Below are 16,070 nucleotides of genomic sequence, written 5' to 3' on the forward strand. Positions count from 1 at the left end.
CCCGGCTACGCCGGGGACCGCTTGGCCAACGCCTCCAGTCGGCCCTGGCGCTTTATGGGGCACACAATCAAGATCAAAGGCCTCACGGAAGCAAAAGCAACAGCTGCCTCGCTTGAGATTTTTCTGGCATTTCTGGCCAGCGCAGCCTCGCGGCAGCGGCTACGCGATAGCGTGATGCGCAGCCCTGACACAGTCAGGCACAATGGCAGTTTTCCCTGGCCTGAGGAATAAGCCCTTGCCCCTGCACATCCGCCCCGCCACCCCCGCCGACGCCGAACTGATCCTGGGCTTCATCACTGAGCTGGCCATCTACGAAAAAGCCGAGCATGAGGTCGTCGCCAACGTCGACGATATCCGCCGCAGCCTCGAAGACCCCGAAGGCTACGCCCGCGCCCTGGTGTGCTCGCTGGACGACGAGCCAGTCGGCTTTGCCCTGTACTTCCTCAGCTACTCCACCTGGCTGGGCCGCAAGGGCATTTACCTGGAAGACCTGTACGTGTCGTCGAAACACCGCGGCGTGGGTGCCGGCAAGGCGCTGCTCAAGCACCTGGCGCAGATTGCCCACGACAGCGGCTGTGGCCGCCTGGAATGGAGCGTGCTGGACTGGAACGAGCCGGCGATCAAATTCTACGAATCCATCGGCGCCGCCGCCCAGCCCGAGTGGATTCGCTACCGCCTGGCCGGCGATTCGCTCAAGGCTTTCGCCCAGGCCGACTAGACTGGCTGGCAACGGGATAAAAGGAGAGGTTCCATGTTGCCACGCTCGATTGCCCTTGCTGCCTGCCTGTGCTTGCCATTGCTGGCCCAGGCAGCGCCGTTCACGCTCAGGACCCCGGATGGCGACGACAACGCCCTGCTGCGCCAGGCCAATGCCGGCAACACCGGGGACTGCGGCGGTGAGAACGTATCGCCGGCGCTGAGCTGGAGCAACGTGCCCCAGGGCACGCAAAGCTTCGCCGTGACCATTCACGACCCTGACGGCCAGAAAGGCCTGGGGGTGGACCACTGGGTGCACTATGGCATCAAGGCCAGCACCCATGAGGTGGGCGCCGACGCCAGCCTCAAGGGCAAGATCGAAGGTGTGGGCGGCAGCAACAGCAAGGGCCTGGCCACCTACAGCGGGCCGTGCCCGCCGGTGGGGGAAAACCCGCACCACTACGTGATTCAGCTCTATGCGCTGGACCTGGCGGCGGATGCGCTGCCGGCCGGGCTGACCCGTGATGACCTCCTGGCGCGAATCAAGGGGCATATCCTGGCCAACACCAGCGTGGTGCGGCGCTACGGTCGCTAGCGCAGCACCGCACGCGCTGTAGCCGCTGCCGCAGGCTGCGCTGGCCGGTGTGAACCCAGGAGATTTCCAGCGAGGCGTAGGGCCAGCGCAGCCTGGCGGCAGCGGCTACGAGGCGTGATGGGGGCCGAGCAGGAAGTTGCCTGGGCCGGTTCCGCCCTCCACCACCGGCACCACCGCCTCATCCTTGAGGTTCACCCCCGACAGCTGCCGCCGCCACGCCTCGCGCATCAGGTACAACAGCTTGTGCGCCGCCATGGCGTAGCTCATGCCCTCCAGCCGCACGTTGGAGATGCAGTTGCGCGCCGCGTCGTTAAGCCCGACCCGCGGCGCGTAGGTGAAGTACAGCCCCAGGCTGTCGGGCGAACTGAGGCCCGGCCGTTCGCCGATCAGGATCACCACCATGCGCGCGCCCAGGCGTTCGCCAATCTCGTCGGCCACCGCCACCCGCCCCTGCTCCACCAGGCTCACCGGCGCCTGGCGCCAGCCTTCGGCAGCGGCCATTTCGTCGATGAACTGCAGCATCAGCACGCTATGCCGGCGTACCGCCAGTGACGACAGGCCGTCGGCGATCACCACGGCCAGGTCATAGCCGTCGGGGTTGAGCTGGCGGTGTTCGTCCAGCAGCCTGGCCGAGGCACTGTCCAGCCGCCGCCCCAGGTCCGGGCGTTGCAGGTAGACGTGGCGGTCGCTGGCGGCGCTGTGCAGCAGTAGCGCCTGGCCATTCAGGCTGGCGGCCAGCAGCTCACGGTCGAACGGCGTGTGCACTGCGTCCCGGGCCTGGGCGTGGGCGTACTGGAAATCCAGCTGCGCAGCGGTGGGCAGGCTGGTGCCGGCGCGGCCCAGGGCGATGCGTGCCGAGGTCAGGCTGCGCAGTTGCTGCCAGGGGTCGGCCTGGGCCGGTTGCTTGCGGTCATCGCTCATGGCTTGCCCTCACTTCAACTGTGCCAGCGCCTGGCGGAACGCCGGCGGCAGGCCCTTGCCTAGCTGCAGCGTGCCGTCGCCCTGGGTCATGATCTGCATGCGCGCCAGCCATTCCTCGTACTCCGGCGCCGGGCGCAGGCCCAGGGTCTTGCGCGCGTACAGGGCGTCGTGGAACGAAGTGGTCTGGTAGTTGAGCATGATGTCGTCGGAGCCGGGGATGCCCATGATGAAGTTGATGCCGGCCACGCCCAGCAGGGTCAGCAGCATGTCCATGTCATCCTGGTCGGCTTCGGCGTGGTTGGTGTAGCAGATATCGCAGCCCATGGGCACGCCCAGCAGCTTGCCGCAGAAGTGGTCTTCCAGGCCGGCGCGGATGATCTGCTTGCCGTTGTACAGGTACTCGGGGCCGATGAAGCCGACCACGGTGTTGACCAGGAACGGCTTGAAATGCCGGGCCACGGCATAGGCGCGGGTCTCGCAGGTCTGCTGGTCGACGCCGTGGTGGGCGTTGGCCGACAGCGCGCTGCCCTGCCCGGTCTCGAAATACATGAGGTTCTGGCCGACGGTACCACGCTTCAGGCTCAGGCCGGCCTCGTAGCCTTCGCGCAGCAGTTCCAGGCTGATGCCGAAGCTGGCGTTGGCCGCCTCGGTGCCGGCGATGGACTGGAACACCAGGTCCAGCGGCACGCCGCGTTCGATGGCGGCGATGGACGAGGTGACGTGGGTGAGCACGCAGGACTGGGTGGGAATCTCGTAGCGCTGGATGACGCCGTCGAGCATGCGCAGCAGGTCGCTGATGGCGCTGAGGCTGTCGGTGGCCGGGTTGATGCCGATCATGGCGTCGCCGTTGCCGTACAACAGGCCATCGAGCACGCTGGCAGCGATGCCAGCGGGGTCGTCCGTGGGGTGATTAGGCTGTAGCCGCGTGGACAGCCGCCCGCGCATGCCCACGGTGTTGCGGAATTTTGTGACCACGCGGATCTTCTGCGCCACCAGCACCAGGTCCTGCACGCGCATGATCTTCGACACCGCCGCGGCCATCTCCGGGGTCAGCCCCGGGGCCAGGGCGCGCAAGGCGGCCTCGTCAGCCGCATCGCCCAGCAGCCAGTCGCGAAATCCGCCCACGGTCAGGTGGCTGACCGGGGCGAAGGCTGCAGCGTCGTGGCTGTCGAGGATCAGCCGGGTCACTTCATCGCTTTCGTAAGGGATCAGCGCTTCGTTGAGGAAGTGCTTGAGCGGCACGTCCGCCAGGGCCATCTGCGCCGCCGCGCGCTCGGCATCGCTGCCGGCGGCGACTTCGGCCAGGTAGTCACCAGACCGGGCCGGGCTGGCCTTGGCCATCAGCTCCTTGAGGCTGTCGAAACGCCAGGCCAGGCCACCCACGGTATGCACGAAACCACTCATTTCAGGACTCCTTTCTCAAGCGTTGCCGGCCAGGGCGACACGGGCGGCGCCGCGGCCCAGCACGACCTTGCAGAATACCGCACCTGCAATCATCAGGCCGGCGAACACGCAGGCGATCTGGCCGTTGAACCAGACCATGGCGATCAGGCAGACCACGGCCAGCACCAGGGCGATGCCCGGCACCACAGGATAGCCCGGGGCGCGGAAGCTGCGTTCCAGGTTCGGTTCGATCTTGCGCAGGCGGAACAGGCTCAGCAGGCTGATGATGTACATCACGATAGCGCCGAACACCGACATGGTGATCATCGCCGCGGTCAGGCTCATGCCCTGCAGGTTCACCAGGCCGTCGCTGAAGATCGCGGCGATGCCGATCACGCCGCCGGCGAGGATGGCGCGGTGCGGGGTCTGGAAGCGCGACAGCTTGGCCAGGCCAGCCGGCAGGAAGCCGGCACGGGCCAGGGCGAAGAACTGCCGCGAATAGCCCATGATGATGCCGTGGAAGCTGGCTACCAGGCCGAACAGGCCGATCCACACCAGCATGTGCATCCAGTTGGAGTTGTTGCCCACCACGGTCTTCATGGCCTGTGGCAACGGGTCGTTGAGGTTGGACAGGGCCTTCCAGTCGCCCACGCCGCCGGCAAAGACCATGGTGCCGATGGCCAGCACCACCAGGGTGAGGATGCCGGTGATGTAGGCACGCGGGATGGTCTTCTTCGGGTCCTTGGCTTCTTCGGCGGCCATGGCCGCGCCTTCGATGGCGAGGAAGAACCAGATGGCGAACGGAATGGCCGCGAACACGCCGGACAGCGCGCCCAGGCTGAAGGTGTCACTGCCGGCCCAGCCGCCCAGCACGAAGTTGCTGAAGCTGAAGCCCGGCGCTACCACGCCCATGAACACCAGCAGTTCCAGCACCGCCAGCACCGTGACCACCAGTTCGAAGGTGGCGGCGATGTTGACGCCGATAATGTTCAGGCCCATGAACACCAGGTAGGCGCCGGCGGCGGCCCACTTGGGGTCCAGCCCCGGGAACTGCACGTTCAGGTAGGCGCCGATGGCCATGGCGATGGCCGGTGGCGCGAACACGAACTCGATCAGGGTGGCCAGGCCGGCGATCATCCCGCCGCCCACGCCAAAGGCGCGCAGGCTGTAGGCGAACGGGCCGCCGGCGTTGGGGATGGCGGTGGTCAGTTCGGTGAAGCTGAAGATGAAGCAGGTGTACATCACCGCCACCATCAGCGTGGTCACCAGGAAGCCCAGGGTGCCGGCGGTGCCCCAGCCGTAGCTCCAGCCGAAGTACTCGCCGGAAATCACCAGGCCCACGGCGATGCCCCACAGATGGAGGGTGCCCAATGTCGGTTTGAGTTGCGTGCTGCTCATTGTGTCGTACCTTCGAGAGGATGCCTGGGGCCCAGCATATCGAAGCATTTGCTTACAAGACTTGACCGGTAAAACCGGCTTTTGTGCCCTGCGGTCAAGTTTGGCGAAGGGTGCGCAATGGCGGGGCATGACGCGCGCCAAGTGCACCATGTAGCAGCGGCCTCCAGGCCGCGTCACGCGCGCTGCGGTAGTGCAGGTACGCCGCGTGGGGGGGCAGGACGCAGCCTTCGGCAGCTGCTACAGGGTGGTTACCGGAATTCCCAGTCAGGGGCCGGTGATTGCAGCTTATCGGCCGTTCAGGCCTCTACACCGCCGGAAACATGAACCCGGAACAACTCTTGCTTGAAGTTTTTTCATGATGCCCCCGCTGACAAGGTAACCGCCATGACCCCTTCGCTGTTTTCCCCCGCCGCGCACCCAGGCTCCCGGGCGAACAACCGTGGGGTGTTGTCGGCGGCGGCCAACGGCCTGGACCAATTCATCACCCACCACGGCGGCGACCTGGACCGGGTGTTCGGCCATGCCGGCATCGACGCTGAACAGCTACGCCACCCCACGCTGAGCCTGGCGCTGCCCAATTATTGCCAGGTGCTGGAAGAAGCCGCACGCCAGACCGGCTGCGATAATTTCGGCCTGCGCTACGGCGAGCAGTTCAAGCCCCAGGCCCTGGGGCTGCTGGGCTACGTGGGCCTGTGTTCGGCCACCCTGGAAGAGGCGCTGGTCAACTTCGCCCAGGCCTTCCCCTTCCACCAGCACAGCACCCTGATCCAGCTGGTGGACCAGGGCGAGTGTTACCGTTTCGACTATCAGGTGCGCCACGGCGCCATCCTCGAGAAGCGCCAGGACGCCGAGCTGACCATGGGCATGGCCATGAACCTGGTGCGCCATGTGCTGGGGCAGCACTGGGCACCGCGCGAGGTGCAGTTCGAGCACGCACGGCCCATGGACTGGCAGGAGCACCGCGCGGTGTTCGACGCGCCGGTACGCTTTGACCAACCGTGCAACGCCATCCTGATTCCCAAGCAGGACCTGCAGGGCAAGCCCATGCCCGGCCATGACCCGGTGCTGCTGATGCTGGTGATGGATGCCATCCGCCAGCTGGGCGACGCCGATGCCGGCCCGGACCTGCTGGACCAGGCCCGCCAGGCCATTCGCGCGGTGTTGCACCAGGGCGAACCGGTGCTGGAACTGATTGCCGAACAGCTGGAGCTCACTGATTCGGGCCTGCAACGCCGGCTGCGCGACTGCGGCTTGAGCTTCAGCCAACTGGTGGACCAGACCCGTCAGGACCTGGCCCGGCAGTACCTGCGCCAGCAGAACCTGTCCATTTCCGAGTTGGCGCCGCTGCTTGGCTACTCGGAAACCAGTGCCTTCTCCCGCGCCTTCAAGCGCTGGTCAGGGGTGAGTCCCCGCCAGTGGCGGCAGGCGGCTGCAAGATGACGGTGTCTTTCAGGAAATACCCGAGCATGAAGGACCTGTCGCCCGACTGGGAGACAAGACCTACCACCACAACGCGGTTGTCAGTCTGCACAAACATGGCCAACACCCTGTTGGTGCCGGGGTAATAACGCTGATTCCTGATCGTCACTACGCCCCCCTCGCCAAACGTTGCATCGAATTTACCATTCACACCAATGCGGCCAAATGCGGGCAGGCTCGCATTCGGATTCAACGGGTTGAGCCGGTATCCCCCGACAATGACGCCATTTCGCGGATCCTGAGCGCCACGCAGCCAGGTGAGCTCGCCCAGCTCATCCCCCAACAGCAACGGCTCCCCGCCGTTGAAATCGATATCCTGACTGCCATCCTGATTGACGCTCATCAGCAATCCGGAATCCTTGCTATCAGCCAGCCCTTTACCGACGGCGACCACGGCCCAGGTCAAGGCATGTTTGAGGAAGGTCCCGAATACCTCGACACCTGTCACAGGAGTAGCTGGGTAAACAAAGCCCCCTGGTCCAAAGCCCTCGTCCAGCGTGCCGCCAGGCGTGACGCCGACAAAGACGCCCGCTGGTGGTGCACCGGCTACTGCGGCTTCATGGCCTGCCAGGATGATACGGTTGTAGGGCTCTGGAATTTCCAGCGATTGCAAGTGCAGATCCTTAGGTGGCTGGCCAATGATATCCAACATCCCAGTCCCATTGAATGCAGGATCGAGCCGCCCCTGCAGATCGAGGCAGATCACCTGATTGGGTTGAGAAGCTCCGCCGGCGGCAAGGATGTAGATCCTGTCCGGCGTTACCCGAGCCACCAACCGGTCCAAGGCCTCAACGCTGCGGACGCCAGAAGCGGGGCCGAGCATGGCATACCCTGGGGTGGCTGAATCGCCAAATGACGTCACGAGGCCGAGTTCACGAGTCACTTTGCCCAGGAACGGGAAATATCCTTCACGATCCGGCAGGGTAAACGCCCCCAGCGCAACTATGCCATCCGCCTGCAGGAATAAATCCAGGCCACATGCAGTGACCGCTCCATGGGGGAGACTGAAATACTCCTTACCTGTCGGCAAACCGTAGTCGTAATGCTGTGCGATGTAGAAATAGTTGGGATTACTCCACTGACCAGTCAGGTAGATTGATTTAAAACTCGCATTGTTATCGAACGTTGCGCCGTAGGTGAGATGGGGGAGCACACCGTTAGTGCCCCCGTAAAAAAGCGGGTCTTCTTCACCACTGCGATAATCAGTCATGGTCGCTACATTCCAGAGGTCAATGGACAGAAGTTCCATTAAGCGGCACTGGCCTGAAAGCCACAACTGACAGAACTGACAGGAACCAAATAGCCATCACTCGTCGGCAACCAACCCCAACCGCTCATGCCACTGGGCGATCGACTCCTGCGGGTAACCCTGGAATTGCTGGTCGCCCTTCTTCACCTGCACCTCCACCCACGGCGCCTTGGAATCGAGCAGCAGATGGGTGTGCTCCGGTGGCACCGGCAGCGGTGTGTCGATGGCACTGGCAAAGGGGTGGATCAGCTCCGGCCACTCCGGGCTGAACAGCCACAGCCCGCTGCCGCACCGGCTGCAGAAGTGCCGCTCGGCGCTGCTGACGTCGGTCTGGTTCAGGCGCGCATGGTAGATGCTGATGTGCTTGCGCCCCTTGACCTGCAAGGAAGCGGCGTCGCCGCCCAGGTTGATGGCGTAGCCGCCACCGCCCTGGGTCTTGCGGCAGATGGAGCAGTAGCAGCGCTGGTACGGATAGGGGTGCTGGCTTTCGAGGCTGAACGTGACGGCGCCGCAGTGGCAGGAACCTTCGAGCAACATGGCGGGACTCCCCGGTGGTTGAGCGTTGCTACTCTAGACCACCGGGCAACCCGCGCCGTTCACACCGTGCGCAAGGCCCGGCCACTGGCGGCGACGAACGCCAGCAACAGCACCATCACCCCCAGCGCCACCGCCAGGCTGCTGGCGTGGGCGATGAAGCCGATGGCCGCCGGGCCGATGAGGATGCCGGCGTAGCCCAACGAGGTCATGGCCGGAATGGCGACGCTTTGGGGCATGGTCTTCTGCCGGCCGACGGCGGTGAACAGCACCGGCACGATGTTCGAGCAGCCGGCGCCCACCAGCGCGTAGCCGACCAGGGCCAACGCCCAGTTCGGCGCCAGGATCGACAACGCCAGGCCGGCCGCCGCCAGTGCGCCGCCGACGATCACCACGCGCGCGCCGCCCAGGCGGGTGACGATCACATCGCCGGTCAGGCGGCCGATGGTCATGGTGGTGGCGAACGCCGCGTAGCCGAGGCCGGCGTAGCGTGGGTCCATGCCATGGTCGCCCACCAGGAACACCGCGCTCCAGTCCAGCACCGCGCCTTCGGCCTGGAACACGATAAAGCACAGCACGCCCAGGAACAGCACGATACCCCGGGGACGCGCCAGCAGCGGGCCGGGCTCGCCGTTGCCGCTGGTCAGCAGGTGCGGGGCAGCGGCCCACAGCGCCAGCACGGTCAAGGCCACCACGCACAGCACCGCGGGCAGCGCCTCAAGGCCCAGGCTGAGCAGGCCGGTCATGCCCGCCGCCCCGGCAATGCCGCCAACGCTGAACAGGCCGTGGAAACCCGACATCATCGCCCGGCCGCTGGCGCGTTCCACCAGCACCGCCTGGATGTTCATGGCGCAGTCCAGGGCGCCGATGCCGGCGCCGAAGCAGAAGATCGCCGCCATCAGCAGCCACGGGTTGGCCACGGTGGCCAGCAGCGGCATCACCAGGCACATCACCGCGCTGCCCACCAGGATCACCCGGCGGCAGCCGACCCGGGCGGTGAGGTAGCCGGCCACCGGCATGGTCAGGATCGAGCCGGCGCCCAGGCACAGCAGCAACAGGCCGAGCATGCCGTCGTCGAGGCCGGCGCGCAGCTTGGCCAGGGGCACCAGCGGCGCCCACGACGACATGGCGAAACCGGCGATGAAAAAGGCCACGCGGGTGGAAAAGAATTCCTGCTTGCCAGGCTCCGCCTGGATTGCCGAAGAAGTGGAAGACATGGGGAGACAGCCTTATCTCGCTGAACGGAAATGTGCGAACTACCTTGGTGGCGCCCCAAAAAAATTGCAACCCCTACCCCCCGTAGCAGCGGCCGCAGGCCGCGTCCTGGGGTTACGCGGTGCCTGGGACGCAGCCTGGCGGCAGCTGCTACGGGCAACGTGCGCGTCCCGCGGTTACACAAATGTCTTGCGAACTTGCAGGGCTTTTGTCGATCAGTTCCTAAGACCCCTGTCGGCAAGCAAGGAGAAATCGGGTGCTATCCATGAAGGCCAAAACATTTCTGCCCTGGGTGCTGGGCCTGCTGCTCAGTGTCAACCTCGCTACCGCGGCCACCCCAGCAGCCCCAGCGCCGGCGAAACCTGAGGTGCTGGTGCAGGGCGGCCTGCTTAGTACCCTGTCGTCGGGGATCGACGAGGTGCAGGACAGCCTCGACCTGGACGGCCACCTGGCCGACAGCTGGCGCCTGCGCGCCGACCGCGCCGCCGATGAAGTCGGCGACCTGGTCAACCAGCACTCGGCGCGCTCGGCCCTGAGCCTGGCCGGCGACTTCGCCCTGCTGACCCTGTGCTGGGTGGGGATCTTCGCCGTGCTCAGCCTGCTGGGCCGCTGGATCACCCGGCGCGCGGCGCGCCAGCGCTTCATCCACCAGCGCCCGCGGGTGCAGGGCCTGCTGGACTACCTGCTGCCGTTCACCGTGCCGGCGCTGATCAGCCTGCCCCTGACCCTGACCATCAGCCACAACCTCGACGGCTCCGTGGCCCGCGCCCTGGCCCTGTGCCTCGCCTACGCCACCAGCAGCGGCCTGGTCTCAAGCTCGATCATTCTGTGCCTGATCGTGTTGTTCGACAGCGGCCACCGCCGCACCGCCGTGCGCATCCTGCGCCAGCGCGCGCCGCGGCGGCTGTTCGTGATCGGCTTCCTGGCGGCCCTGGGCGATGCCCTCAACAGCCCGCAGATCGCCCGCCAGCTGGGCGGCAACATCACCGCCAGCCTGGCGGTGCTGTGCGGCCTGCTGGCGACCCTGGCCTTTGCCGTGCTGGTGATTCGCATGCGCCGCCCGGTGGCTCACCTGATCCGCGACCGCTCGCTCAAGCAACGCCTGGAACACCGCGCCGTTCAGGAGTCGCTGCGCATCTTCTCCGGGGTGTGGTACCTGCCCATCCTGTTGATGATCCTGGTGTCCATGGTGCACCTGATCGGCGCCGGGGCCGAGAGCCAGCAGGCGCTGCAAAGCGCCCTGCTGACCACCTTGCTGCTGGTGGGCACGGTGTTCCTCAGCACCTTGCTGCAGCACCTGTTCAAGCCCGGCGAAAACGCTCCGCGGCAAAGCCGCCGGCCCTACCTGGAACTGTTGCGCAACCTGGCCCACGCGCTGTCGCGCATCGCCATGGCCATCGCCTTCATCGAACTGCTGGGGCGCATCTGGGGGGTGTCGATCCTCACCTTTGCCGCGCAGAACTCCCTGGGCCGGGCCATCAGCGACTCGTTGAGCAGCATCGGCCTGATCCTGCTGGTGACCTGGCTGCTGTGGGTGGTGATCGACACCGCGATCCAGGAGGCGCTGACCCCGGCAGTGGGCAAGCGCGCCGGCCGCGAGCCCAGCACCCGGGTCAAGACCATCCTGCCCATGCTGCGCAACGCCACCAAGATCGTGCTGGTGGTGATCTGCGCCATCACCACCATGGCCAACCTGGGCATCAACGTCGCGCCGCTGCTGGCGGGCGCCGGGGTGGTGGGCCTGGCCATCGGCTTCGGCTCCCAGCAACTGGTACAGGACGTGATCACCGGGTTGTTCATCCTGATCGAGGACACCATCGCCATCGGCGACTGGGTGGTGCTCGACTCCGGCCACGCCGGCACCGTGGAAAGCCTGACCATCCGCACCCTGCGCCTGCGCGACGGCAAGGGCTTCGTGCACTCGGTGCCGTTCGGGCAGATCAAAGCGGTCACCAACCAGTCGCGGCAGTTCGCCTACGCGTTCTTCTCGGTGCAGGTCAGCTACGACAGCGACATCGACACCGCGCTGGAGCTGATCCGCGAGGCCGGGCGCTCCATCAGCGAGGACATCGTGCTCAAGCACAACCTGCAGGGCCCGCTGCAGGTGTTCGGGGTCGACAAGATGGACCTCAACGGCATCTCCCTGACCGCCCAGTTCCGCACCATATCCGGGGGGCAGTATGGGGTGAACCGGGCATTCAACGAGCGCTTGAAAAAGCTGGTGGACCAGAGCGACAACGTACGGTTTGCGCAGTACTCGCAGCCGGTGCTGGCGGTGTCGTGATCAGGGCTGTTCGCCGGCGAACACGCTCACCGCCTCCACCGCCCTGCCCGCCCCCTCGCAGATCTGCACGATCACCTCGCCTGCCTGGTCGGCCAGGGCCACGCTGCGACCAGCCTGCTCGCGGGTGGCGTCCATGCTGGCGATGGCCGAGCGGGTTTCCTGCTGGATGCGCTCGATCATCGCCGAGATCTCCGCGGTGGAGCCGCTGGTACGCCCAGCCAACTGCCGCACTTCGTCCGCCACCACGGCAAAGCCACGGCCCATGTCGCCGGCGCGCGCGGCCTCGATGGCAGCGTTCAGGGCCAGCAGGTTGGTCTGGTCGGCGATGCCGCGGATGGTGTTGACGATGGTGGTGATCTGCTCGGAACGCTGGCCCAGGTGGCCGAGCATCTGCGAGGAATGGTCGATGTTAGTGGCGATCTCGCGCATCTGCCCGGCGGCCTGGTGGATCACCTCGGTGCCCTGCTCCGCCGCCCGGCGGGTGTCACGGGAAATGTGATAGGCACGGGCGGCGCTCTGGCCGTCTTCGGCCTGCTTGAGGATGCGCGCGGTGATGTCGGAGGCGAACTTGACCACCTTCACCAGCCGCCCGCTGGCGTCGAATACCGGGTTGTAGTTGGCCTCCAGCCACAACACCTGGCCGCGCTTGCCCACGCGCTCGAATTGGCCGCTGAAGAACTCGCCCTTGTTCAGGCGCTGCCAGAAGCTCTGGTAGTCCTTGCCCTTGAGTACCGCGGGCGGGCAGAACAGGCCATGGTGCTTGCCACGGATTTCCCCCAGGCTGTAGCCGGTCACGGCGAGAAAGTTGTCATTGGCGCTGATCACCCGGCCGTCGGGCTCGAACTCGATCACCGCCATGGCCCGGTCGATGGCGTGCAGGCGCCCCTGGGCGTCGTTGTCGCGCTGCACGCGGCCCGTCACGTCGGTGGCGTATTTCACCACTTTCACCACCCGCCCCTGGACGTCGCGCACGGCGTTGTAGGTGGCTTCCAGCCAGATCGGCGCGCCGCTGGCGTCCACGCGCTGGAAGGTGTCGGCAATGAATTCACCGGCCCTCAGGCGCGCCCACAACTGGCTGTACCCGGCGCTGCGGGCGTAGTCGGGGCTGCAGAACAGGCGGTGGTGCTGGCCGATGACCTGCTCGGCGCGGTAGCCCAGGGTGCGGAGAAAGTTGTCGTTGGCGCGCAGCACCACGCCGTCGAGGTCGAACTCGACCACCGCCATGCTGCGTTCGATGGCGGCCAGCAGGCTGGTCTGCTGGGCCAGGCGTTGTTCCAGGTCGGCATTGGCCTGCCGCAGGCGGGAGCTGAAGAACATGGTCGCATCTCGTATACGCAAGGTGAGGTTGATGCTCGACCTTGAGCAGACAGCCGTACATGTCGATCGCTCGCCCGGGGGCCACTGCAGCGTCGTGTCGGGGAGTTGATAGCAATGTGCCAATACCCGCCAGATCCTATACAAGACTTGTACAAAGCTCAACGCCCCGTCAATAAAAAATGGTACGGACGTGCCGCGCCGCACGCAAAAAAACCGCCCCCTGAAACAGGAGGCGGTCGCGGGTTACGGCATTCGACTCAGTGCATGAACAGCGCGATCAGGATGATGACCGGGATCGGCACGCCGAGGAAAAACAGCAGTAGTGAGCGCATGGTGGTTCTCCTGTTAGCGGATCGGGGCGGTGGTGGTGTACGCGGTGGCAGGGATGATCACCACGGCGTCACGGCGGCGACCGCCGTAGGTAGCCGCCAGGCTGGCGAAGAAGGCACCGCACAGCAGGGCGACGAACATCCACAGCGAGGTGTAGGCGGCGACCTTGGCGGCGGCATCAGCGGCTTTCTGCGCGGCGACCTTGGCGTCTTCCACGGCCTGGCGGGCCTGGCCGTAGACCTGGTCCACGCGCTGCTGGGCCTGCTCGGGCGTCAGGTTGGTGCGTTGGGCCACCAGCTGTGCCAGGTAGGCACGGTCCTCGGTGCTCAGTTGCCCGCCGTTGTTGACAGTGCGGGCGAACACACGGGTGACCTGGGCGTGGGCGGCGTCATCGCTGACGGCGGCCGGGCGGTCGTCACGGAACAGGGTGTCGACGAAGTAGCCGAACGGGTCGCTGTTGCCCGAGGCCTGGGCGCCGGCAGAGGCGCTGGCGGCAGTCACGGCGCCGGAGGCCATGGTGGCGCCGGCTTTCACGCCGCCACCGACCACGCCGCTGACCGAACCCACCACCAGGGTGGCGGTCACCAGGGTGGCCACGGCCCAGGCCAGGAAGCCATGGGCGGTGTCGCGGAAATACACCTCGTCACCGTGCACGGTGGCCCACTTCACCCGCAGGCGGCCGGCGATATAGCCGCCCATGCCCGAGGCGATTATCTGGGTCAGGGCCAGCCAGACAATGGCCGACACCCCCAGGGTCTTGGCGCTGGCGCCCTCCCCGGCCCACGGCGACACCGCCGAGAAACCAAGGCCGAAGCCCAGCAGCACGAGTATCAGCGACAACGCGGCGGCCGCGGCGGCCCCGGCGAATATCGCTGCCCATGAAACGCCCGAGTGGTTGGACCCCTCGGCGGCAGTGGTAGCAAGTTCAGCGTTCGTGATCATTATTGTGGTGCTCCCGGCAAACAGTCAGTGAGACATGCACAGGGAGTGGTGCAGCCCTCATGCCAGCAGCGCCGGAAACTTGTTGTCTTTTAATTCAAGCACTTACTAATCCCGCCAGGAAAAGCGTCATGCAAAGTGCATGATTGGCACCCGCGGCGGCAGGCGTAATGCATCCCCATGGCTTCATGATGGCCGTGCCGGCGCTGTGCTTAGATGAGGGCTGTGCCCATTAGCCTTGCCGGAGCTGCCATGTCCTCGTCCCTCAAAGACCACCTGCGCTTTCATCGCGAACACGATCACCTGAACACCACGTTCGGCAACGACACCTTCGCCCTCAAGGCCGAGGCGTTCGCGCGCTTCTTCGGCACGCCGACCTTCCTGGGCGCGCAGACCCTGGTGGTGGCCCTGTGGGTGCTGGCCAACGTCACCGGGCTGACGACCTTCGACGTCTACCCGTTCATTCTGCTGAACCTGGCGTTCAGCCTGCAGTCGGCCTATGCCGCGCCGCTGATTTTGCTGGCGCAGACCCGCCAGGCAGCGCGGGACAAGGCGCAATCGGAGGCGGACGCGTTGCACCGCGAGGACCTGGCCAAGGCCAACGTCGAGCGCCAGGAGCGGGCGGAAAAGAATACCGCGCTGCTGTTGCAGCTGATGGACCAGAACACCCAACTGACCGAGACCACCCGCCAGTTGGCCGAGCGGGTGGAGACGTTGACCAAACAGATTCACGAAAAGCTGGTGTGAGCCGCGGCCGTCTTCGCCGCCGATACGGTGGCGCGGCGGGGACGCGGCCTGGCGGCCGCTGCTACGGGGGCTGGGCGTCCCGTCGCAATACCGTGGCGCGGCCTGTCGGCTTAATCCTTCAGGGCCTTGCCCAGGGTCTCGATGTTGGCGCGGTAGAAGCCCAGGTAGGTGCTGGCCGGGCCGCTGGCGGTGAGGGCGTCGGAGTACAGCGTGCCGCCGATGCGCGCACCGCTTTCCTCGGCGATCTGCTTGAGCAGGCGCGCGTCCTCGATGTTCTCGATGAACACCGCCTTGATATGGTCGGCGCGGATCTGGCGGATCAGCGCCGCCACCTCGCCAGCCGACGGCTCGCGCTCGGTGTTCAGGCCCTGGGGCGCCAGGAACTGGATGCCGTAGGCCTGGCCCAGGTAGCCGAAGGCGTCGTGGGAGGTGACGATGCGGCGGTTGCCCTCGGGCAGGCTGTCGAAGGTCTGCTTGGCCACGGCCAGCAGCGCCTGGATCTGTGCCACGTAAAGGTCGTGGTTATGCTGGTACTGGCTGGCGTGGGCCGGGTCCACCTGGACCAGGCCACGCAGGATGTTGCCGGCATAGATCTCGGCGTTGGCCAGGCTGTTCCAGGCGTGCGGGTCGGGCACCGTCTGGCCCTCTTCATCGAGGGTGCGCGGCAGCACACCCTGGCTGGCCTTGATCACCTTGGCGCGGGTCTCGCTACTGGTCACCAGGCGGTCCAGCCAGGGTTCGAACGACAGGCCGTTCTCGATGATCAGGTCAGCCTGCTGCACGTGCTTGGCGTCGTCGGGGGAAGTCTCGTAGACGTGGGCGTCCTGGTCAGCGCCCACGACGTTGTCCAGCTGGATGTAGTCGCCACCAATCTGCCGAGTCATGTCGGCAAGAATGCTGAAGCTGGTCACCACCTTCACCTTGTCGGCGGCCTGGGCGAAAACGGGCAACAACACGGACAACAGCAGGATCAACGCGCGCAT

General features: G+C 65.9%; 15 protein-coding genes. 6 read left to right on the top strand and 9 right to left on the bottom strand.

Features of this window, described 5'->3' with window-relative positions; all coding sequences use genetic code 11:
* From ACWKWX_RS08040 to ACWKWX_RS08050, 3 genes are all read left to right on the top strand, one after another.
* On the top strand, positions 1-231 hold a 231-nt coding region (locus tag ACWKWX_RS08040), incomplete at its 5' end, for a hypothetical protein (protein ID WP_483827444.1).
* A gap of 4 nt (positions 232-235) precedes the next feature.
* A complete protein-coding gene (locus ACWKWX_RS08045) occupies positions 236-718 on the top strand; it encodes a GNAT family N-acetyltransferase (protein ID WP_416423602.1) in 483 nt (160 codons plus the stop codon).
* Between the two features lie 33 nt (positions 719-751).
* Positions 752-1,291, top strand: coding sequence for a YbhB/YbcL family Raf kinase inhibitor-like protein (locus ACWKWX_RS08050; protein WP_483827445.1), 540 nt, complete (start codon positions 752-754; stop codon positions 1,289-1,291).
* A gap of 105 nt (positions 1,292-1,396) precedes the next feature.
* Here the strand turns inward: ACWKWX_RS08050 and eutC are convergent, their stop codons facing one another.
* From eutC to eat, 3 genes are read right to left on the bottom strand one after another with little or no spacing between them, the layout of a single operon-like run.
* On the bottom strand, positions 1,397-2,212 hold the full coding sequence (eutC, locus tag ACWKWX_RS08055; protein ID WP_473006160.1) for an ethanolamine ammonia-lyase subunit EutC: 816 nt from the start codon (positions 2,210-2,212) through the stop codon (positions 1,397-1,399).
* 9 nt (positions 2,213-2,221) lie between these two features.
* Positions 2,222-3,616, bottom strand: coding sequence for an ethanolamine ammonia-lyase subunit EutB (gene eutB, locus ACWKWX_RS08060; protein WP_483827446.1), 1,395 nt, complete (start codon positions 3,614-3,616; stop codon positions 2,222-2,224).
* A gap of 15 nt (positions 3,617-3,631) precedes the next feature.
* Positions 3,632-4,993, bottom strand: coding sequence for an ethanolamine permease (eat, locus tag ACWKWX_RS08065; protein WP_416423598.1), 1,362 nt, complete (start codon positions 4,991-4,993; stop codon positions 3,632-3,634).
* Positions 4,994-5,377: 384 nt separating this feature from the next.
* On the opposite strand from eat, the gene qhpR reads away from it, so the two are divergent.
* Positions 5,378-6,433, top strand: a complete 1,056-nt coding sequence (qhpR, locus tag ACWKWX_RS08070) for an AraC-like transcriptional regulator QhpR (RefSeq protein WP_483827447.1) — start codon at positions 5,378-5,380, stop codon at positions 6,431-6,433.
* Here the strand turns inward: qhpR and ACWKWX_RS08075 are convergent.
* Genes ACWKWX_RS08075 through ACWKWX_RS08085 form a run of 3 tightly spaced genes read right to left on the bottom strand, consistent with a single transcriptional unit; the run spans position 6,378 to position 9,472 of the window.
* On the bottom strand, positions 6,378-7,721 hold the full coding sequence (locus tag ACWKWX_RS08075) for a hypothetical protein (RefSeq protein WP_483827448.1): 1,344 nt from the start codon (positions 7,719-7,721) through the stop codon (positions 6,378-6,380). The genes qhpR and ACWKWX_RS08075 overlap by 56 nt on opposite strands.
* A 57-nt stretch (positions 7,722-7,778) precedes the next feature.
* Positions 7,779-8,258 carry a GFA family protein gene (locus tag ACWKWX_RS08080; RefSeq protein WP_483827449.1) on the bottom strand — a complete coding sequence of 160 codons (480 nt, stop codon included), beginning with the start codon at positions 8,256-8,258 and terminating at the stop codon, positions 7,779-7,781.
* A gap of 59 nt (positions 8,259-8,317) precedes the next feature.
* On the bottom strand, positions 8,318-9,472 hold the full coding sequence (locus ACWKWX_RS08085) for an MFS transporter (RefSeq protein WP_476301017.1): 1,155 nt from the start codon (positions 9,470-9,472) through the stop codon (positions 8,318-8,320).
* A gap of 263 nt (positions 9,473-9,735) precedes the next feature.
* Between ACWKWX_RS08085 and ACWKWX_RS08090 the strand changes: the two genes are divergently transcribed.
* Entirely contained in the window at positions 9,736-11,754 is a 2,019-nt protein-coding gene (locus ACWKWX_RS08090) for a mechanosensitive ion channel family protein (protein ID WP_483827450.1), read from the top strand.
* On the opposite strand, the gene ACWKWX_RS08095 is transcribed toward ACWKWX_RS08090, so the two are convergent.
* Both ACWKWX_RS08095 and ACWKWX_RS08100 read right to left on the bottom strand, forming a co-directional pair.
* A complete protein-coding gene (locus ACWKWX_RS08095) occupies positions 11,755-13,071 on the bottom strand; it encodes a methyl-accepting chemotaxis protein (protein WP_483827451.1) in 1,317 nt (438 codons plus the stop codon).
* Between the two features lie 345 nt (positions 13,072-13,416).
* Entirely contained in the window at positions 13,417-14,343 is a 927-nt protein-coding gene (locus ACWKWX_RS08100; RefSeq protein ID WP_416423591.1) for a hypothetical protein, read from the bottom strand.
* A gap of 249 nt (positions 14,344-14,592) precedes the next feature.
* On the opposite strand from ACWKWX_RS08100, the gene ACWKWX_RS08105 reads away from it, so the two are divergent.
* The gene (locus tag ACWKWX_RS08105; protein ID WP_416423590.1) at positions 14,593-15,087 is read left to right on the top strand and encodes a DUF1003 domain-containing protein; all 495 of its coding nucleotides are present in this window, start codon (positions 14,593-14,595) and stop codon (positions 15,085-15,087) included.
* Between the two features lie 110 nt (positions 15,088-15,197).
* On the opposite strand, the gene ACWKWX_RS08110 is transcribed toward ACWKWX_RS08105, so the two are convergent.
* Positions 15,198-16,070 (bottom strand): metal ABC transporter substrate-binding protein, encoded by an 873-nt coding sequence (locus ACWKWX_RS08110; protein ID WP_416423588.1) that lies wholly within the window; start codon positions 16,068-16,070, stop codon positions 15,198-15,200.

The organism is Pseudomonas imperatae (genome assembly GCF_057128625.1).